The 17,703-nt window shown below is 71.1% G+C and carries 18 protein-coding genes and 1 pseudogene; 12 read left to right on the top strand and 7 right to left on the bottom strand.

What is annotated here, in order from left to right:
* On the bottom strand, positions 1-316 hold a 316-nt coding region (locus ADK57_RS11935; RefSeq protein WP_053749378.1), incomplete at its 3' end, for a DUF192 domain-containing protein.
* A 107-nt stretch (positions 317-423) separates the two neighbouring features.
* Between ADK57_RS11935 and ADK57_RS11940 the strand changes: the two genes are divergently transcribed.
* The 3 genes from ADK57_RS11940 to ADK57_RS11950 all read left to right on the top strand — a co-directional run bounded on the left by ADK57_RS11940 (position 424) and on the right by ADK57_RS11950 (position 2,934).
* The gene (locus ADK57_RS11940) at positions 424-999 is read left to right on the top strand and encodes a dihydrofolate reductase family protein (RefSeq protein WP_053749379.1); all 576 of its coding nucleotides are present in this window, start codon (positions 424-426) and stop codon (positions 997-999) included.
* Positions 1,000-1,066: 67 nt separating this feature from the next.
* Positions 1,067-1,948 (top strand): LLM class flavin-dependent oxidoreductase, encoded by an 882-nt coding sequence (locus tag ADK57_RS11945; RefSeq protein ID WP_053749380.1) that lies wholly within the window; start codon positions 1,067-1,069, stop codon positions 1,946-1,948.
* Between the two features lie 176 nt (positions 1,949-2,124).
* The gene (locus tag ADK57_RS11950) at positions 2,125-2,934 is read left to right on the top strand and encodes a class I SAM-dependent methyltransferase (protein WP_053749381.1); all 810 of its coding nucleotides are present in this window, start codon (positions 2,125-2,127) and stop codon (positions 2,932-2,934) included.
* Positions 2,935-2,945: 11 nt separating this feature from the next.
* On the opposite strand, the gene ADK57_RS11955 is transcribed toward ADK57_RS11950, so the two are convergent.
* The gene (locus tag ADK57_RS11955) at positions 2,946-4,097 is read right to left on the bottom strand and encodes a winged helix DNA-binding domain-containing protein (protein WP_053749382.1); all 1,152 of its coding nucleotides are present in this window, start codon (positions 4,095-4,097) and stop codon (positions 2,946-2,948) included.
* A gap of 533 nt (positions 4,098-4,630) precedes the next feature.
* Between ADK57_RS11955 and ADK57_RS11960 the strand changes: the two genes are divergently transcribed.
* The 9 genes and pseudogenes from ADK57_RS11960 to ADK57_RS11995 all read left to right on the top strand — a co-directional run bounded on the left by ADK57_RS11960 (position 4,631) and on the right by ADK57_RS11995 (position 12,687).
* On the top strand, positions 4,631-5,404 hold the full coding sequence (locus ADK57_RS11960; RefSeq protein WP_053749383.1) for an isoprenyl transferase: 774 nt from the start codon (positions 4,631-4,633) through the stop codon (positions 5,402-5,404).
* Between the two features lie 326 nt (positions 5,405-5,730).
* Positions 5,731-7,056: a PhoH family protein gene (locus ADK57_RS11965; RefSeq protein WP_053749384.1), complete on the top strand. Its 1,326-nt coding sequence runs from the start codon at positions 5,731-5,733 to the stop codon at positions 7,054-7,056.
* 414 nt (positions 7,057-7,470) lie between these two features.
* The gene (locus tag ADK57_RS11970; RefSeq protein WP_234390142.1) at positions 7,471-8,163 is read left to right on the top strand and encodes a transglycosylase SLT domain-containing protein; all 693 of its coding nucleotides are present in this window, start codon (positions 7,471-7,473) and stop codon (positions 8,161-8,163) included.
* A gap of 124 nt (positions 8,164-8,287) precedes the next feature.
* Positions 8,288-9,610: an AI-2E family transporter gene (locus ADK57_RS11975; RefSeq protein ID WP_053749385.1), complete on the top strand. Its 1,323-nt coding sequence runs from the start codon at positions 8,288-8,290 to the stop codon at positions 9,608-9,610.
* 170 nt (positions 9,611-9,780) lie between these two features.
* Positions 9,781-10,533, top strand: a complete 753-nt coding sequence (locus ADK57_RS11980) for a hypothetical protein (protein WP_159050043.1) — start codon at positions 9,781-9,783, stop codon at positions 10,531-10,533.
* A gap of 57 nt (positions 10,534-10,590) precedes the next feature.
* Positions 10,591-10,767, top strand: a pseudogene (locus tag ADK57_RS47255) (hydrogen peroxide-inducible genes activator); the annotation flags it as partial.
* A 156-nt stretch (positions 10,768-10,923) separates the two neighbouring features.
* Positions 10,924-11,757 (top strand): hypothetical protein, encoded by an 834-nt coding sequence (locus ADK57_RS11985; RefSeq protein ID WP_053749387.1) that lies wholly within the window; start codon positions 10,924-10,926, stop codon positions 11,755-11,757.
* 110 nt (positions 11,758-11,867) lie between these two features.
* On the top strand, positions 11,868-12,254 hold the full coding sequence (locus ADK57_RS11990) for a roadblock/LC7 domain-containing protein (protein WP_053749388.1): 387 nt from the start codon (positions 11,868-11,870) through the stop codon (positions 12,252-12,254).
* 4 nt (positions 12,255-12,258) lie between these two features.
* Positions 12,259-12,687 carry a hypothetical protein gene (locus ADK57_RS11995; RefSeq protein ID WP_053749389.1) on the top strand — a complete coding sequence of 143 codons (429 nt, stop codon included), beginning with the start codon at positions 12,259-12,261 and terminating at the stop codon, positions 12,685-12,687.
* Between the two features lie 22 nt (positions 12,688-12,709).
* Here the strand turns inward: ADK57_RS11995 and ADK57_RS12000 are convergent, their stop codons facing one another.
* From ADK57_RS12000 to ADK57_RS12020, 5 genes are all read right to left on the bottom strand, one after another.
* The gene (locus tag ADK57_RS12000; protein ID WP_078973078.1) at positions 12,710-15,010 is read right to left on the bottom strand and encodes an ABC transporter permease; all 2,301 of its coding nucleotides are present in this window, start codon (positions 15,008-15,010) and stop codon (positions 12,710-12,712) included.
* A 65-nt stretch (positions 15,011-15,075) separates the two neighbouring features.
* Positions 15,076-15,765: an ABC transporter ATP-binding protein gene (locus ADK57_RS12005; protein WP_053749391.1), complete on the bottom strand. Its 690-nt coding sequence runs from the start codon at positions 15,763-15,765 to the stop codon at positions 15,076-15,078.
* On the bottom strand, positions 15,762-16,286 hold the full coding sequence (locus tag ADK57_RS12010) for a PadR family transcriptional regulator (RefSeq protein ID WP_053749392.1): 525 nt from the start codon (positions 16,284-16,286) through the stop codon (positions 15,762-15,764). Before ADK57_RS12010 ends, ADK57_RS12005 begins: the two co-directional genes overlap by 4 nt.
* Positions 16,287-16,454: 168 nt before the next feature.
* Positions 16,455-16,700, bottom strand: a complete 246-nt coding sequence (locus ADK57_RS12015) for a hypothetical protein (protein ID WP_053749393.1) — start codon at positions 16,698-16,700, stop codon at positions 16,455-16,457.
* Positions 16,697-17,632 (bottom strand): SPFH domain-containing protein, encoded by a 936-nt coding sequence (locus tag ADK57_RS12020; RefSeq protein ID WP_053749394.1) that lies wholly within the window; start codon positions 17,630-17,632, stop codon positions 16,697-16,699. The genes ADK57_RS12015 and ADK57_RS12020 overlap by 4 nt, the downstream gene beginning before the upstream one ends.
* Positions 17,633-17,703: the final 71 nt, after the last annotated feature.

Genomic DNA, 17,703 nt, shown 5'->3' on the forward strand with positions numbered 1-17,703 from the left:
CCATCACTCCGGCCCCCGCCTCCAGCACATGCCGCGCCCGCACCCGCGGCAGCCCCAGCCGGCCCGGCTGCATCGTGCGTACGGCGATCACCTTGAGCTTCCGGTCCAGGTACGCCACGTCGATGGGCATCCGCATCCGGAACGTGTGGACACTGCCCGCGGGGGAGAGAAGCATCGCCCCGTCTATCGAGTCCCGGCCCAGCAGGCCCTTCGTGCGGGCCCGGTACGAGGCGGCGATCTCCAGCGGAACGCTGACGGCCACCCCGTCCTCGCCCGGTACGACCAGGTTCCCCCGCCCGTCACGCCAGCGCCCCATGCCCGAGCCCCCTCCCTTTGCGCGTCCGCGCCTCCCTATTCATACGTGACACTGCGACTACGTTGGTCGCCGATTGCCGCGAGAGGCGAGACGAGACGAGGTTTCCCATGCGGAAGATCATCCTGACGATGTCGATGTCTCTCGACGGCTACATCGAGGGCCCCGGCCACGACATCGGCTGGCACCGGGTCGACGAAGAACTGCACCGGCACTTCAACGACCTGGTCGGGGCGATGGGCGGCCTGCTGTCCGGCCGGGTGACCTACGAGCTGATGGCCGGCTTCTGGCCCACCGCCGACACCGACCCCGAGGCCTCCCCGGTCATCGCCGAGTTCGCCGCCATCTGGCGGGAGATTCCGAAGATCGTGTATTCGCGGACGCTGGAGCAGGCGGGCTGGAACACCACCGTCGTGCGGGAGGTCGTCCCCGAGGAGGTCCGGGCCCTCAAGGAACAACCGGGCGGCGACCTCGGCCTCGGCGGCGCCGACCTCGCCGCGGAGTTCCTCCGCCACGACCTCGTCGACGAGTTCCGGGTCTACGTCCATCCCGTCCTCGTCGGAGCCGGCACCCCCCTCTTCCCGGCGTCCGGGACCTTGGCATCCCTTCGGCTCACCGAGTCCCACCCCTTCGGCAACGGCGTGGTACTCCTGCGCTACGAGCGCGACCGGTCCGCGGAGGCCTGACCACGCGCCGGCACCACCGACCCGTAATGGTGTTGTCCGCCACGGCGCCGCCGGATAGGAAGTCTCCATGACTGGACTCGGTGCCGTGTTCCGCCCTCAGCTGCCCCCCGAGCGACTGCGCGCGCTCGCCCGCCTCGCGGACGAGACCGGACTCGAGGAACTCTGGTTGTGGGAGGACTGCTTCCGCGAGGGCGGCATCTCCACGGCCGCCGCCGCCCTCGCCTGGACCGAGCGGGTGCGTATCGGCGTCGGCCTGCTCCCGGTCCCGCTGCGCAACGTCGCCATCACCGCGATGGAGGCGGCCACACTGCACCGGATGTTCCCGGGCCGGGCGATCCTGGGTGTCGGGCACGGCGTGCAGGACTGGATGGGGCAGGTCGGGGCGCGCGCCGAGTCGCCCCTCACGCTGCTCCGCGAGCACCTCGTAGCGCTGCGGGCCCTGTTGCGCGGCGAGCGGGTGACGACCGACGGCCGGTACGTCAAGCTCGACGACGTCGGCCTCGACTGGCCGCCGAACGCGCCGGACGGTCCCGTCGAGATGTTCACCGGCGCCACCGGCCCGCGCACACTGCGTCTGGCCGGGGAGGCCGCGGACGGCACCGTCCTCCATGCGGGCACCGCGCCCGACGGGGTACGACGGGCCCGCGGGCTCATCGACGAGGGCCGGGCGTCGGCTGGCCGTACCGACCCGCACAAGGTGGTCGTCTACCTCCTCACCGCCACCGGCCCGGACGCCGCGGCCCGCCTCCGCGCCGAGCTGACGGCCGAGGGCCTGGACACGGTCCCGGACCTCGGTGTCGCCGGGGACGCCGGCACCGTGGCGAAGGCCGTCCAGCGCCTCGCCGACGCCGGTGCCGACACGGTGATCCTCCAGCCGACCGCCGACGAACCGGACCAGGAGGGCTTCCTGCGGTTCACCGCGGAGGAGGTCCGGCGGCTGGTGCCATGAGCGTGCCGGTGAACGACGTACGCGTCCCGACGGTGGTCCGGGCTCGCGCGCAGTGTCTCCTCCTCACCGCCCGCGTACGGCACACCCGAAGTGCCCGGTGCATCCTGAACATCCCGGCTCGTCATGCCGCAAAAATCAGCAGCGCCCACTGACATCGTCCTGGCACGATCACTGGCATGGCAGAGCAGCAGCACAGCACGGCGGAACACGGCCGACGCGGTTTCGAGGAGCTCGTCGCCGAGGGCGTCGCCGTCCCCACCGACGGCTGGGACTTCTCCTGGTTCGAGGGGCGGGCCACCGAGGCGCGGCCCTCCTGGGGCTACGCGCGCTCGAAGGCCGACCGGCTGGCTGACGCGAGCGCCGCGCTCGACCTCCAGACCGGCGGCGGGGAGGTCCTCGACTTCGCCCTCCGCGCCGCCCCGAAGGCACCCGCGCTCACCGTCGCGACCGAGGGCTGGCCGCCGAACGTGGCCAAGGCCACCGCCCTCCTCCGCCCGCGCGGCGTCGCCGTCGTCGCCTCGCCGGAGGACGCGCCGCTGCCCTTCGCGGACGCGACCTTCGACCTCGTGGTGAGCCGGCATCCCGTCAGCCCCAACTGGCCGGAGATCGCCCGCGTACTGGAGCCCGGCGGCACCTACTTCGCCCAACACGTCGGCCCCAGAAGCGTGTTCGACCTCGTCGAGCACTTCCTCGGGCCCCTGGCGCCGGAGATCAGCGCCGACCGCCACCCCGACCGCGAACGCGCCGACGCCGAAGCCGCGGGCCTGGAGATCGTCGACCTGCGCGCCGAGCGCCTGCGCGTGGAGTTCCACGACATCGCGGCCGTCGTCCACTTCCTGCGCAAGGTGGTCTGGATGGTCCCGGGCTTCACTGTCGAGGCCTACGAACCCCAACTGCGCGCACTCCACGAGCGGATCGAGGCCGAGGGCCCCTTCGTCGCCCACAGCAGTCGCCATCTCTTCGACGCCCGAAAGCCGAAGTCGTAGGGATCACGCGCTCACGCGTGCGCCCCCGCCGTCACCTCCCCGATCACCAACGTCGCCTTCGCCTCCAGCACTTCGCCCACCCGCTCCGCCTGCTCGCCCAACTCCCGCTCCTGCCGCGCGGTCAGGCGTCCGATCGGCTCCACCGTGACGGTCGTACGCCGTCCCTGGCGGCGCTGGTGCCACACCCCCGCCACCACCCCGTCGACGAGCAGCACGGGATAGTTCCCGGCCTGGCCGCCCGCCAGCGCCCGCCGGTAGGCGGCTCCCGGGAACAACAGCTCGCGCGGCTGCACGGCGATGGCGTACGCGTCGAAGTAGGGCAGCAGGCGTACACCCGGGACCGGCCCGTCGGGGAAGGCGGTGTCACCGGCCGCCACCCACGCCGGCGCGCCCTCGAAGGCGACCTCCTCGATCTCGCCCGCCTCCGCCAGCTCCCGGAACAGCCCGCCGGCCCAGCCGCCCGGTGCCGCGAGCCACTTGGCGAAATGCGCCGATGTCGAGGGGCCGTAGGCGCGCAGATATCGCCGGACGAGCTCACGCACCGCCTCCTGGGGCGGCAGCGGGTCGAAGTGCGGCGGCCGGGTGTACGTCACCTTGCGGCCCCGGTTCGGGCCGAAGCACAGGGCGCCCGACTGGCCCGCCCGGTGCATCACCTGCCGCCAGCGCGGCCACAGGTCCTGGAAAGCGGGCATCACCGGGTCGCCGGCCCAGGGGCCGGTACGGGCGACGACCTCCTCGGTCAGCTCGTCGACGGTCAGACACACGCCGTCCAGGGCATCCCCGATCGCCGCCACGATCTGCCGCGCCTGCTCCTCGGTGACCCGGACGTCCGGCGCGAAGGGGCTCGCGCCGGACGGTACGGCCGTCAGTGCGGCACTCCACAGCGGCTGTTCACGCGTGGCGAGCAGGTGGACGGTCCCGCGCGGACCGTGTGTCTTCACCAGCGAACGGTCCTCCCACAGCGCCGCCCGTACGTCAGCCCGGGTCGTCCCCGTGCCCCGCACCCCCACCGACACCTCCGCCGCGGACAGCACCTGCGCATGGGCGGCGAGCATCGCACCGACGATGTCGGCGGCCGGAGTGCCCTCCTCGGCAGGAGTGGCCAGGAACTGACGTTCCAGCCGCCGTGCACCGGCCTGATCCCACGTGATTCTCACGGTCATGGGGACGACGCTAGGCGCGAACGAGGTCAGAACGTGTCCTAGTTCCCCGACCCGGTGCCGCGCGGCGGAGGGGGCTGCGCGGTGCCGCGTCAAAGGTGCGCGCACCTCCGGGGTCACCCGGAAGGGGGAACCGCACCAAATCTCCCGGATCTCTTCGCGCTCCACCCGATTGTGCCGAGAATCCGCTGGGTTCCGGCCATGGAGCCACCCCGAAGGGGCCCCTGGACGACCACCGTGCCGTCGCCGTCCGACTCCGGAGAGTAGTTGTGGCACGCCGATGCACGCAGCATCACTTACGAAGGGTTATGGTGGAAACCCCCCCTCGGGCCGGTCCGTATCCCCCCCACGGACCGGCCCGTTTTTTCTGTGTACGGGGGGCACTCTCAAGGGGGCGGCAAATACGCCCACCCAGGGGCGCGGGGCCGCGAAGTGCCCCACGGGAGGCGCCTCAACCCACCCACATCCCACACCACGCGCCCGCGATACCCTTCGCTCCGCGGGGACCGCCACCGTACGGAGGGGCTGACAATCACGTGAACCTGCGCGACAAGCTTCGCGGCCTGCTCGTCAGGCTGTACGCGCGCCGGGTGGAAGGCCACCTGGACCACGCCCAGGTGCCCAAGCACATCGGCGTCGTCATGGACGGCAACCGGCGCTGGGCGAAGGCAGCGGGTTCCACCACAGCCCAGGGCCACCGGGCCGGTGCGGACAAGATCGACGAGTTCCTCGGCTGGTGTACCGAGACGGACGTCGAGGTCGTCACCCTCTGGCTGTTCTCCACGGACAACTTCGACCGGCCGCAGGAAGAGCTCGTCCCGCTCTTCGGGATCATCGAGGACGTCGTCCGTTCCCTCGCTGCCGACGGCCGCTGGCGTGTGCACCACGTCGGCACGCTCGACCTGCTGCCGGAGGGCATGCAGCGCACCATCAAGGAGGCCGAGGAGGCCACCGAGAAGGTCGACGGAATACTGGTCAACGTCGCCATCGGCTACGGCGGCCGCCAGGAGATCGCCGACGCGGTCCGCTCGATGATCCTGGACGCCGCCGACAAGGGCACCTCGATGGAGGAGCTCGCCGAGTCCGTCGACGTCGACATGATCGGCCGCCACCTCTACACCGGCGACCAGCCCGACCCCGACCTGGTGATCCGTACCAGCGGCGAACAGCGGCTGTCCGGATTCATGCTGTGGCAGACCGCCCATTCGGAGTACTACTTCTGCGAGGTCTTCTGGCCGGCCTTCCGCAAGGTCGACTTCCTGCGCGCCCTGCGTGACTACGCCGCGCGTCACCGGCGTTACGGCGGCTGACACGGGGACGGTCGCCGGGCGACCCGAATACCCCGTTTGGGGTGGAAGTAACAAGGAGTTCACCAGCGCGCCGTCATATGCACTGGCATGGCGGCGCATGTTCGAGGGCATAAGCCAAGCAGGTCGACGCCCGAACCACGGGTGTCGTATCTCAGCGGACGGCACGGGGCCGTCCGCCCGGGAGGCCCTTTGCACCAGCCCGACCGTGCGGTCACAGCGCGGACGACGACGCGGAGGGCCGGTTTTCGGCCCGTGCAGAGCGGCCGACGACCGGTCCAGCTCCACTCCGTCGCTCCCCGACCTCATCCGAGGGGGTACGTCCTTCCGTGGTGACCAGCACAAAGCGCCACAAGCCCGACCGGCGCACTTATGTTCTCGACACCAGCGTCCTGCTGGCCGACCCGCACGCCCTGAACCGCTTCGACGAGCATGAAGTAGTGCTGCCGATCGTCGTGGTCACGGAGCTGGAGGCCAAGAGGCACCATCCCGAACTCGGCTACTTCGCCCGGCAGGCACTGCGCCTGCTGGACGAGTTCCGCGTCCGGCACGGCCGCCTCGATGCCCCCATCCCGATCGGGGAACTCGGCGGGACCGTCCGTGTCGAGCTCAACCACTCGGACCCCAGCGTGCTGCCCAGCGGCTACCGCCTCGGGGACAACGACTCCCGCATCCTCGCGGTCGCCCGCAATCTGCAGGCCGAGGGGTTCGACGTCACAGTCGTGTCGAAGGATCTCCCGCTCAGGATCAAGGCCTCGTCCGTCGGTCTCCTCGCCGAGGAGTACCGCGCCGAGCTCGCCATCACGGACGCCTCCGGCTGGACCGGAATGTCCGAACTGACCCTGCCCGGCGAGCAGGTCGACATCCTCTTCGAGGAGGGGCACGTCTACGTCCCCGAGGCCGCGGACCTGCCCGTGCACACGGGTCTGACCATCCAGTCGGAGCGTGGCAAGGCGCTCGGCCGGGTCACGCCCGAGGGCAACATCCGGGTGGTCCGCGGGGATCGCGAGGTGTTCGGCATCAAGGGCAGGAGCGCCGAGCAGCGCATCGCGCTCGATCTGCTCCTCGACCCGGACGTCGGGATCGTGTCCATGGGCGGCCGGGCCGGCACCGGCAAGTCGGCGCTCGCGCTGTGCGCGGGCCTGGAGGCGGTCCTGGAGCGCCGTCAGCACCAGAAGGTGATGGTCTTCCGGCCGCTGTACGCGGTGGGCGGGCAGGAGCTCGGTTATCTGCCCGGCTCCGAGGCCGAGAAGATGAGCCCCTGGGCACAGGCAGTCTTCGACACGCTGTCCGCGGTCACCAGCCGCGAGGTCATCGAGGAGGTCACCGCGCGCGGGATGCTGGAAGTGCTCCCGCTCACCCACATCCGCGGCCGCTCCCTGCACGACGCGTTCGTGATCGTGGACGAGGCGCAGTCGCTGGAACGGAACGTCCTGCTGACCGTTCTGTCCCGGATCGGCGCGAATTCGCGGGTCGTTCTGACCCACGATGTGGCGCAAAGGGACAATCTGCGGGTCGGTCGCTACGACGGTGTCGTCGCCGTCGTCGAGAAGCTGAAGGGGCATCCGCTCTTCGCCCATGTCACGCTGACGCGGTCCGAGAGGTCCCAGATCGCGGCGCTTGTGACCGAAATGCTGGAGGACGGGCAGGTCTGACCCTCACGCCCCATCTCGGGGTGGTTACGCGTCAGTTGGCGCCGTTCGGAAAGGCAGTGAGCCTAGCCGGGCGGCGCCTTCGCGTGTGGAGGTTTCTCGGAATCCCTTGGCCCAAACAGGATGTGAGCTTTCACACGCAACTCAGAATTGCCTTGTGGCGTCCGGTTACGGCAGAGTCTCAGTCCTGTCAGGCCCCGCATACGGCACACCTGTACCCCCAGCGGTACGGCACCACAGAAGCACCACATCAACTCCATACCGTTGCTGTATGCCGCCCGTCACCACGCGGCGCTCCCCGCAAGGGAGTTGCCCACGGGCCCGCGCCTCCGTGACCCCGCAGTTGGGAGGCCAGTGCCAGGGGCACGATTGCGTCCGCCAGGGTCACCTAAGCGGGCGATGCTGGAAGGAAACCGTGTGAGCCCGATTTCGGTCCGGGGATTCGCAGTGGCCTCGGCCACGGCGGTCACCGCTGTCGGAAGCGTCGTCGGAGTTGCCTCGGGCAGCACCGCGCAGAACAACGACGCCGAGGCGACGGCAGCCGACTCGACGCTCCTCGCGGACATACCCGCGGGTCAGCAGGCCCAGGTGCAGACCGCCTCCCTGACACAGCAGGCGGACATCCAGGCCATCGCCGCCGATGCGAGCGCCAAGAAGGTGGCGGAGGAAGCGGCCCGCAAGGCTGCCGCCCAGACCGCGATCGAGAAGAAGGAAGCCGCCGAGAAGGCCGCCGAGGCCGCCAAGGCTGCCAAGGAGCGCGCCGAGACGAAGGCCGCGGCCAGCAGGAGCTCCTCCAGCTTCCCCGTCCAGAGCTCGTACACCATCGCGCAGATCCAGGCGATGGCGCAGTCGATGGTGCCGAGCGGTCAGTACCAGTGCTTCAGCAACATCGTGGACCACGAGTCCAGCTGGAACTACCAGGCCGTCAACGCCTCCTCCGGGGCCTACGGTCTCTTCCAGGCCCTGCCGGGTTCCAAGATGTCGTCGGTCGGCGACGACTGGCGGACCAACCCGGCCACCCAGATCAAGTGGGGCCTCAACTACATGGACAGCCGGTACGGCAGCCCCTGTGAGGCCTGGTCGTTCTGGCAGGCCAACCACTGGTACTGAGCCGGTACCCGCTCAACCCCGCGCAGCCCCTCCCCGTCCTAGGGGGAGGGGCTTTCGCCATGTACGGTCGGTCCGGACGACACCAGGGGGAGTGGTGGGGAGAGACGGGGGAGAAGGACGGATCATGTCGCGAGTGCCAGAGTGGCTGGACCGGCTCGGCGCCAAACTGACCGACATGGGTGAGCGGTTCGGGGAGCGCCGGGCCGAGGCGGAGCGGGAGCACGAGGAGGCGGCGGAACGGGACCTGTCCGCCGTCCACCTGCCGCCGCCCGCGGATCCCGCACCGCCGGTCGCGGTGGACCGCCCGGACCCCGCACTGGCCGTGCCCTGGGGCGTCCGGGTCGCCGCCGAGGCCGGCTGGCGCCTGCTCGTCCTCGCGGGCACGGTCTGGGTCCTCATGCGGGTCATCAGCGCCGTACAACTCGTGGTGCTGGCGTTCGTGGCGGCCCTGCTCATCACGGCACTGCTCCAGCCGACGGTGGAACGGCTGCGGAGGCTCGGCTTCCCGCGCGGGCTCGCCACCGCCCTCACCGCGGTCCTCGGCTTCGTCGTCATGGGCCTGATCGGATGGTTCGTGACCTGGCAGGTCATGGAGAACATCGACAACCTCTCCGACCAGATCCAGGACGGCATCGACGAGTTGCGCAAGTGGCTGCTCAACAGCCCCTTCCACGTCACCGACAAGCAGATCAACGACATCGCCGAGAACCTGCGCGAGGCGGTCGGCGCGAACACCGACCAGATCACCTCGGCGGGCCTGGAGGGCGTGACGGTCGTGGTCGAGGCGCTGACCGGCATACTGCTGGCGGCCTTCTCGACGCTGTTCCTGTTGTACGACGGCCGGCGCATCTGGGAGTGGACACTGAAGCTGGTGCCGGCCGCGGCCCGGCCGGGTGTGGCGGGCGCGGGCCCGCGGGCCTGGCGGACGCTGACGGCGTACGTCCGCGGCACGGTGATAGTGGCCCTGATCGACGCCATCTTCATCGGCCTGGGCATCTACTTCCTCGACGTCCCGATGGCCGTCCCGCTCGCCGTGTTCATCTTCCTGTTCGCCTTCATCCCGCTCGTGGGCGCGGTCGTGTCGGGCGCGCTGGCGGTGGTGGTCGCGCTGGTGACGCAGGGCGTCTTCACGGCGGTCATGGTGCTGGCGGTGGTCCTGGCGGTCCAGCAGATCGAGGGCCACATCCTGCAACCGTTCATCCTGGGCCGGGCGGTTCGGGTGCACCCGTTGGCGGTGGTGCTGTCGGTCGCCGCGGGCGGCATGGTCGCCGGTATCGGGGGTGCGGTGGTGGCGGTGCCGCTGGTGGCGGTGACGAACACGGTGGTCGGCTATCTGCGGACGTACTCCCATGAGGCCGCGCTGAAACAGTCGCCGAAGCCGAGGGGTGCCACGGCCATGGAGTCGGCACCGGTGGCGTCCCCGCCGGCGGACACTCCGCAGGCGTAACACCCGGGGGATCGCCCCTTCGTCGTGCTTGTCGGACGGCCGCGTGAGGTTCACGCGGCCGTCCTCGCGTTCCGTGGTTTTCGTGGCTTTCGCGGTTTCCGTCCGCGAGCCGGGTGGGCCGTACGCGCGTGATCGCGACCGGCACCCCGCGCGATCCGATCCCGCGCCTCATGGGTGAGCGACGACCGAGCACGGCGATCGGAGCCTGCCATGACGGCACCCCACCACACCCACCACACCGGCGACACCGCGCGGCGGCCTCCACGGTCACCACACTCGGCGAGCATCTCGGCGGCCGGCTCGACCGGCTGTGCCGGGTCGCGCGGGTACCCGACCCCGTGGGCGCGTACGGCGCCTCACTGCGCGAAGGTGCAGGGCGGGCCGTGGCCCCGCTGTGGCTGCGGCACCAGGCCCGGGCGGCCGCGATCCTCGGCGACCCGGACCGGTGCGAGGAGGCGCGGGCCGCGCTGGAGCCGTACCGGGGGCTATGGCTGGTCTCCTTGCTCGGCTGGGACATCAGCGGCCCGGCGGAGTTGTGGACCGGCATCGTGGACGCCGCCCAGGAACGCTGGGACGCCGCGATCGGGGAGTTCACCGAAGCCCGGCGCACGGCCGACCGGCTGCACGCCCGCCCCTGGTCCGTGCGCGCCCGCGTCGAACTCGGCGCCGCCCGGCTCGCCCGCGACGCCCCCGGCGACCGCGACACCGCCGCCCCCCTGCTGAGGGACGCGGAAAGCGAGGCCCGGCGGCTCGGCATGACCCACCTGGCGCAGCGGGCCCGCCGCTCCGCCCCGGCCGTCACGCCGCCGCCGGTGCGCCGGCCCTCCCGACGGGCCCGACGAGTTCACCCGCACCGGCACCGTGTGGCGCCTGCGGTACGCGGGGCGCGTCGTCCCTGTGCCGGACGCCAAAGGGCAGCGTGATACGCACTGCCTGCTCGGCCGGGCCGCCTCGACTTCTGGCGCCGACTGCCCTGACCCTCCACGCTGGTGCAGCTCGTCGCCGGCGGGCTCGGGGTGACGCTGCTGCCGCGTACCGCCGTCAGGGGCGAGGCGACCCGCAGCAACCAGCTCCTCACAGGACTGCGGCCGTTGCCGGTGCGGGTTCTGGAGGCGGGGGAGTCCGCGGAAACAGGTGCCTGGAATTCGTTCAAATGAGCACCGAACAAAGGCAGTCGAACAACCGAAAAACTCAACTTCCGCCAGTCGGCGACAGCTCGCAATACCGCGTCCGGAATATGCGCCCCGGCCTGATACACATTCCTCCCTCAGCGCTACGCGTCAGGCGTGTGTGCGAAAAGGCCGAGGGGTGTGATGTCGGGCTACGAGCTGCTCGCGCCGGCCCTGGCCAGGTGCGGCCACGAGGGCTTCACCGGGGAGCTGTGGGTCGCCGGACAACCCGGCGGCACCTTTCACCTCCGGGACGGACTCGTCGTCGCCGTGGAGTCCCCCGGCGCGCCGGGACCCGAGGCGCTGCTGCTGCGCTCCGGGCGGGTCAGCGGCGAGCAGTGGGCCGAGCTGGTGCGGGAGTCCGGCGGCTCGCGCTGGCCGGTGACCGCGCTGGTCGCCCACGGGTACGCGGGGGCCGCCCAGCTCCGGGTGGTCTGCTCGATGGCCCTGCACGACGCGGCCTTCGCGATCGTCGCGGGCCGCGTGGACGGCTGTGAACGCACCCTCGCGGCCGAGCCGTTCGCCCAGGTCCCGGTGGGGGAGCGGCCCGCCCGGCTGCTGCGGGAGGCGGCCCGCAAACTCGCCGCCGTAGCCGCCCTGCCCCACCCGGTACGCCCCGACCGCGACCGTCCGGTACCCGCGACCGGCTCCGCGGCCGGCCCCCTCTCCGCACTCCGCCGGGAGTTGCTCGCCCACGCCGACGGCCGCCGGACCGCCCGAGACCTCGCCTTCCGCACCGGACGCGGCGTCTACACCGTCACCGTCGAAGTCGCCCGGATGCTCGCCGAGGGACTCCTGGAGCTCCCCGGGACGCCCGCCCCGCTCCCGGTCCTCCGCATTCCCCCCGACGGCCAGGGCGTCCGGCAACGGCAACCGCCGCCCGCCGAGCAGGCCCCGCCTCCGCCCCCGGCACGAACCGATCTGCCCCGCCGAAAACCGGGCGGCTTCTTCCGGATGCGGAACGGAAGCCCCAAATGACCGGACCCCAAATGACCGGACCCCAAATGACCGGACCCCAAATGACCGGAATCCCCATCGCCGAGCGAAGAACCCGATCAGACGTGAACAGAAATAGGGGAGTTGGATACATGGATCACCAAGCCCTCGCGCTGGAAATGCGCGGCCTCCGCGAACAGGTCACCGGCATCACCGACACCGCCGTCGCCGCCGCCGACGGACTGCTGATCGCCGCCGACACCGCCGACTCCATCGACCCGGAGGGCCTCGCCGCCCTCGCCGCGGCCGGCCTCGGCCTCGCCCGCCGTACCTCCGAGGCGACCGCCCGCGGCACCCTGCGCCGGACGGTGACGTACGGCAGCCACGGCTGCGCCGCGTTCTACGCCGTCGGCAACACCGCTCTGATGGTCGTCCTGGGCGACGAGGGGATCGACGTGGACCAGCTCCACCGCGCGACCCAGCCGACCCTGCGCCGTATCGACTCGATCCTCACCGAGAAAGCAGCAGAAGGAGTCTGAAGGGATGGCGACAAAGCGTATGACCTCCGGTTTCTCCGACCAGGTGATGGGCCTGGTCAAGTCCCTCCGCACCGACGCCCCCGACTGCGTCGCCTCCGGTGTGGTCGACATGGCCACCGGCATGCTGCTCTCCTACGAGACGGTCGAGAGCCACCCGCCAGAGGTACTCGACCTGCTGGCGGGTGCGACTCTCGACCTGTTCCAGGGCCGTACGGTCGTGATGATCGAGGACGTCTTCAAGGAGCGCCGCGGGATCAGCACTGACAACCACTTCTTCCAGGAGATCCTCGTCAACAGCGAGAACCTGACCCATCTGTTCGTGCGGATGAACGAGCAGCAGGACGTCGTCGCCGTGGTCGTGTGCCGCAAGTCGGTGAACGTGGGCATGCTGTTCGCCCAGGTGCGACGAGTGGTACGGGAGTACGGCCTCTGACCGAACCGGCGGGCTGCGGGGGCTACTCCGTCCGCAGCCCGTCCGGCCGCATCAGCCTGAGCAGCGGCTGCAGGCTGAGCAGCGTCACCACCAGGACGACCGCGGCACCGACGCCGGTCATCGACAGCACGCTCGGCCAGTCCACGCGCACCGAGGTGTTCGTCATCCGCAGCAGGACCGCGCCCAGCGTCAGCCCCACCACCGAGGCCAGCAGCAGACCGAGCGCGATCGGGATCGCCGTCTGCCACAGCACCGACAGACTCAGCGTGCGCCGCCGGGTCCCGAAGGCGACCAGCGCCGACAACAGCCGCTTGCGCTCGCGGAGTTGCTCCAGCTGCGAGACCAGGAGGCTCGCGCCGATCAGGGCGAGGACGCAGGAGGCGCCGACGAAGAGGCCGGTGCGGATGGCGGTGTAGCGGTCGGACCGCTGGACCGACTGCCACTCCATCGGCTCGCTCAACGGGTCGACGGTCGCCGCCGTGTTCCGCACCAGGTCGCGCACGTCCGGCACGGACTCGTCGAGCTTGAGGTAGAGCTGCCCGTACAGTGCCTCGCCGACCGCGGCCGGCAGCGCCTTCGGGGTGATCAGGAAGCCGCCCCGCTCCGACCAGGTCGGGTCCGGGCGGGCCTGCGCCTGCTTCAGCACCGACGGCAGCACCCAGGGGGTCTCCGCCGCCTTCGGGGAGCCCTCGTAGGACGGGTCGAAGTACAGCGTCCGGCCGGCCTTCGCCAGCTTCGGCGTGTCGGTGTCGTACTCGGCGCCCTGTACGGCGAACACGTCACCGTCCCGGCACGAGGGCAGCTCGGCCACCTCCCGCAGCGCCGCGCAGTCCCCGACGGTCGCCTCGGCCCCGAGGACCGGGTCCCTGCGCCGCTCGCCGAGGTATCCCTCGGAGTACGCGTGGACCCGGCGCACGCCCTCGGTCCGGCGGAACTTCTCGGCGGCCGGGCCGAGCCGTTCCTCGTTCCTCAGCGTCACCTGCATCTGCGCCCGCGTGAGGTCGTAGCCGGTGTCCTTCGTGTAGTCGCTCTCCACCCCGGCGAACAACATCTGCAGTGCGATCGCCCCGGCCACCGCCACGGCGATGCCGTTGACCATGCGGGCCGCCGTACCGCTGCTCAACTGGAGTCTCCGGACGGCCAGTTGCCAGGCGACGCCGCCTCGGCCGAGCCGCGCCACGACCGCCTCGACGATCCAGGGCAGCAGCGCCGTCACGCCGACGAGCAGCAGCAGGACACCGCCGACGACCAGGTACTGGTTGAAGTCGCCCTCGTCGCGGCCCTGTCCGACCATCGGGTAGAGCATCGCGAGCCCGCCCAGCGGCAGCAGCAGCCGCCACCACAGCCGACGCCGCGCGGGCTTCGCCGTACGCACCACACCGAGCGGCTCGATGACGACACTGCGCAGCGCGAACAGCGTGACCAGTACGGCGGCCGTCGGCACCGCGAGGCCGACCAGCAGGGCCAGCGCGGGGGAGGGGTTGAGGTCGCTGGGGAACACGCTGACGTCGAAGACCTCCACCGAGCCCGCCACTTGACGGCCGATCAGGAAGAAGCCCGCGCCGAACAGCAGGCCGAGTGTCGCGCCTGCCAGCGCCTCGCCGGCGGCGATCCTCCGGGTCGCCCAGCCGTCGGACCCCATCAGGCGCAGCGCCGCGAGCCGTCGGTCGCGCCGCTCGCCGCCGAACCGTACGGCCGCGGCGATGAACACGGCGACCGGCATCAGCAGCACCACGAACACCACGAGGATCAGCAGGAGCAGTACGGGGTCGGTCTTCTCGGTGATCGGGTTCGGATCGCCGAACCGGTCGATCCGGTGGACCGGTCCGCTGCCGATCCTGTCCGCGAGGCCGTCGCCGCCCCGGTAGAAGGAGAGTTCGGCCGGTCCGATCAGCCCGCTGTCGTCGATCGTTCCCACGATCCGGTCCGCCAGCCGCTCCCGCAGCAGCTTCGCGTCGCCGGAGTCCAGCAGTTCCTTCAGCGCGGGGGAGACCACCATCTCGCCCACCGCGGGAAAACGGTCCACCCCCGGCGGCAACGGCGCCCGCGCCCCCTCGGGCTCCAGCTCCCGGCCCCGGATGTCCTTGTCGCGGAAGGTGGTTCCGGTGGACGCGAGCAGCAGCGTGTCGTCCGCCTTGGGCAGGGCCGTGCCGCCGTAGGTGAGGTCCGCGCGCGCGTTCCCCCGTTCGGTCCGCGCGGTCTCCACATTCGGCAGCGCGGTCGTCAGCAGCAGCAACGCCACGCCCAGCCCCACGCCCACGGCCGTCAGCAGCGCCCGCACCCATCCCTCGCGCCCCCCGGCGAACGCGAACCTGACCCCCATGGCCAGGTCCCGCGACCTCCCCCACGCTCGGCTTCGATCGGGCGGGAGATGCCCCCTCCTCCCCCTCATATGACCCGCTCCATGTCCCGGGACTTCCCGTCCCGTACGACGATCTCGCGGTCGGAGTAGGCGGCCACCCGCGCCTCGTGCGTGACCAGCACGACGGCCGCGTTGGTGGACCGGGCGGCGTCCGTGAGCAGCTCCATCACGCGCTCGCCGTTGAGCGAGTCGAGCGCGCCGGTCGGTTCGTCGGCGAACAGCACGCGCGGGTTGGTGACCAACGAGCGGGCGACGGCGACCCGCTGTCCCTGCCCGCCGGACACCTCACCGGGCCGCTTCTTCCTCAGGTCGTCGACCTCCAGCCGCTCCATCCACGACAGCGCGGCCCGCTCGGCCTCCTTGCGGGAGGTGCCGTTCAGCCTGAGCGGCAGGGCGACGTTCTCCACGCAGGTCAACTCGGGCACCAGCTGCCCGAACTGGAAGACGAACCCGAACTCGCTGCGCCTGAGCGCACTGCGCCGGGCGTCGTTCATGGTGGCCATCTCGTGCCCGTTGTACGTGATCGACCCGGAGTCGGGCGTCACGATCCCGGCGAGACAGTGCAGCAGGGTCGACTTGCCGGACCCGGACGGGCCCATCACGGCGACGACCTCACCGGCGTGGATGGAGAACTCGGCGCCGTCGAGCGCGACGGTCGGCCCGTACGCCTTGCGCAGCCCGTCGGCCGCGAGCAGGGAACCTGCGGGGGCGGTCACTTGGTCACCACCTCGGCGAGCTTCTCCAGCCGCGCGGCCGTCAGCTCCAGCCAGCGCAGGTCGGCCTCCAGATGGAACAGCGCGTGGTCGCAGATCAGCTGGTCGGCCAGATCGCCCTTGCGCTTGCGGTCGGTGAGGATCCGCATCATGCGCAGGTGCTCGGCGCGCTGGGTGTCGAGGATGTCGCCCGCGTCGCGCCGGGTGAGCAGCGCGAGGACGACCTTGGTGTACAGCGTCGACTGGAGGTACGGCTCGGGCTTCTCCGGGGTCGCGAGCCACCGCTGTACGTCGGTGATGCCGGCCTCGGTGATGGCGTACCGCTTGCGTTCGGGCCCGCCGCCGGGTTCGATCCCGTCGACCTCGACGAGCCCGTGCTTCAGGAGGCGGGACATCGTCGAGTAGACCTGGCCGTAGTGCAGCGGCCGGTCGTGACCGAACTTCTCGTCGAAGGCCCGCTTCAGGTCGTAGCCGTGGCGGGGGCCGGACTCCAGGAGTCCCAGAAGGGTGTGACCGATGGACATGGAGCGGACTCTACACGGGGTGTATACCTCGTGTGTATAGAACGAGGTCTCAGGTGTGGGGCCGCGTGTGCACGGGCGGGATCGATTCGCCGGGGCCGAGTCGCCGGGGCCGAGCGGTCAGCCGGGGTCGGTGTCGCCGGGCCCGAGTGGTCAGCCGGGGTCGAGTGGTCAGCCGGGGTCGGTGCCTCCGGGCGGGCGCCCCCGTCGCGGAATCGGCCTGGCCTCGCCCGGCAGCCGCCCGGCCTCCGCGAGCGCGCGCCGCAGCAGGAACTCGATCTGCGCGTTGGCCGAGCGCAGCTCGTCTCCCGCCCACCGGGCGAGCGCCTCGTACACCGACGGGTCCAGCCGCAGCAGCACCTGCTTGCGCTGCTGCGGCCGACGCTGAGGGGTCGAGCCCTCGGAGGGATCCGTCACTGGTAGAGGGTCCCCGTGTTGAGGACCGGCTGCGGTGCCCGGTCGCCGCACAGCACCACCATCAGGTTGGACACCATCGCCGCCTTCCGTTCCTCGTCCAGTTCCACGATGTCCCGCTCGGAGATCCGGGCGAGCGCCGCCTCGACCATTCCCACCGCTCCGTCCACGATTTCCCGCCGCGCCGCGACGACCGCCCCGGCCTGCTGCCGCTGGAGCATCGCCGAGGCGATCTCGGGGGCGTAGGCGAGGTGTGTGAAGCGGGACTCGATGATGGAGACGCCGGCCGCCTCCACGCGCGCGTGCAGCTCGACGGCGAGCTTCTCGGTGATCTCCTCGGCGTTGCCGCGCAGCGAGAGGCCGTCCTCGTCATGGGCGTCGTACGGGTACTCGATGGCGATGTGCCGTACGGCGGCCTCGGTCTGGGTGGAGACGAACTCCAGGAAGTCGTCCACCTCGAAGGTGGCCTGCGCGGTGTCCTCGACCCGCCACACCACGACCGCGGCGAGCTCGATCGGGTTGCCGTAGGCGTCGTTGACCTTGAGGACCGCGGTCTCGTGGTTGCGGACGCGGGTCGAGATCTTCTCGCGGGAGGTGAAGGGGTTCACCCAGCGCAGTCCGTCCTCGCGGATCGTCCCCCGGTAGCGGCCGAAGAGCTGGACCACCCGGGCCTCGCCCGGCGCCACCGTGTTCAGGCCGCACATCGCGATGAAGGCGGAGAGGCCTATCAGGATGCCGCCGATGATCAGGGCGGCCTTGGCGCCGGTCGCGGCGACGGTCGTGGCGGTCACGACCATCCCGATGCCGAGCAGCAGACCGACCAGGCCCAGCAGCAGTGCGAGCGCGCCGCCGATGCTGTGCGCGGTGAACTCCCGGACGCGTGGGGCGGGCATCTGTGGCAGGTCGGTGGTGGGTGCGGAGTCGTGTGTGGACATGGGGTCCCCCCGTTCTCGTACTGCGAACCGTGAAGCCTGCTTAGCTTCGTTCTAGCTAAGTGATATCACTT

Source organism: Streptomyces sp. MMG1533 (assembly GCF_001279775.1).
Lineage (GTDB): Bacteria > Actinomycetota > Actinomycetes > Streptomycetales > Streptomycetaceae > Streptomyces.

What these genes read in the sequence shown, in the direction of transcription:
- ADK57_RS11940 (WP_053749379.1), top strand. Translation starts at nt 424, where the DNA reads ATGCGGAAGATCATCCTGACGATGTCGATGTCTCTCGACGGCTACATC.
- ADK57_RS11945 (WP_053749380.1), top strand. Translation starts at nt 1,067, where the DNA reads ATGACTGGACTCGGTGCCGTGTTCCGCCCTCAGCTGCCCCCCGAGCGA.
- ADK57_RS11950 (WP_053749381.1), top strand. Translation starts at nt 2,125, where the DNA reads ATGGCAGAGCAGCAGCACAGCACGGCGGAACACGGCCGACGCGGTTTC.
- ADK57_RS11955 (WP_053749382.1), bottom strand. Translation starts at nt 4,097, where the DNA reads ATGACCGTGAGAATCACGTGGGATCAGGCCGGTGCACGGCGGCTGGAA.
- ADK57_RS11975 (WP_053749385.1), top strand. Translation starts at nt 8,288, where the DNA reads ATGTCGCGAGTGCCAGAGTGGCTGGACCGGCTCGGCGCCAAACTGACC.
- ADK57_RS11980 (WP_159050043.1), top strand. Translation starts at nt 9,781, where the DNA reads ATGGGTGAGCGACGACCGAGCACGGCGATCGGAGCCTGCCATGACGGC.
- ADK57_RS11985 (WP_053749387.1), top strand. Translation starts at nt 10,924, where the DNA reads ATGTCGGGCTACGAGCTGCTCGCGCCGGCCCTGGCCAGGTGCGGCCAC.
- ADK57_RS11990 (WP_053749388.1), top strand. Translation starts at nt 11,868, where the DNA reads ATGGATCACCAAGCCCTCGCGCTGGAAATGCGCGGCCTCCGCGAACAG.
- ADK57_RS11995 (WP_053749389.1), top strand. Translation starts at nt 12,259, where the DNA reads ATGGCGACAAAGCGTATGACCTCCGGTTTCTCCGACCAGGTGATGGGC.
- ADK57_RS12000 (WP_078973078.1), bottom strand. Translation starts at nt 15,010, where the DNA reads ATGGGGGTCAGGTTCGCGTTCGCCGGGGGGCGCGAGGGATGGGTGCGG.
- ADK57_RS12010 (WP_053749392.1), bottom strand. Translation starts at nt 16,286, where the DNA reads ATGTCCATCGGTCACACCCTTCTGGGACTCCTGGAGTCCGGCCCCCGC.
- ADK57_RS12020 (WP_053749394.1), bottom strand. Translation starts at nt 17,632, where the DNA reads ATGTCCACACACGACTCCGCACCCACCACCGACCTGCCACAGATGCCC.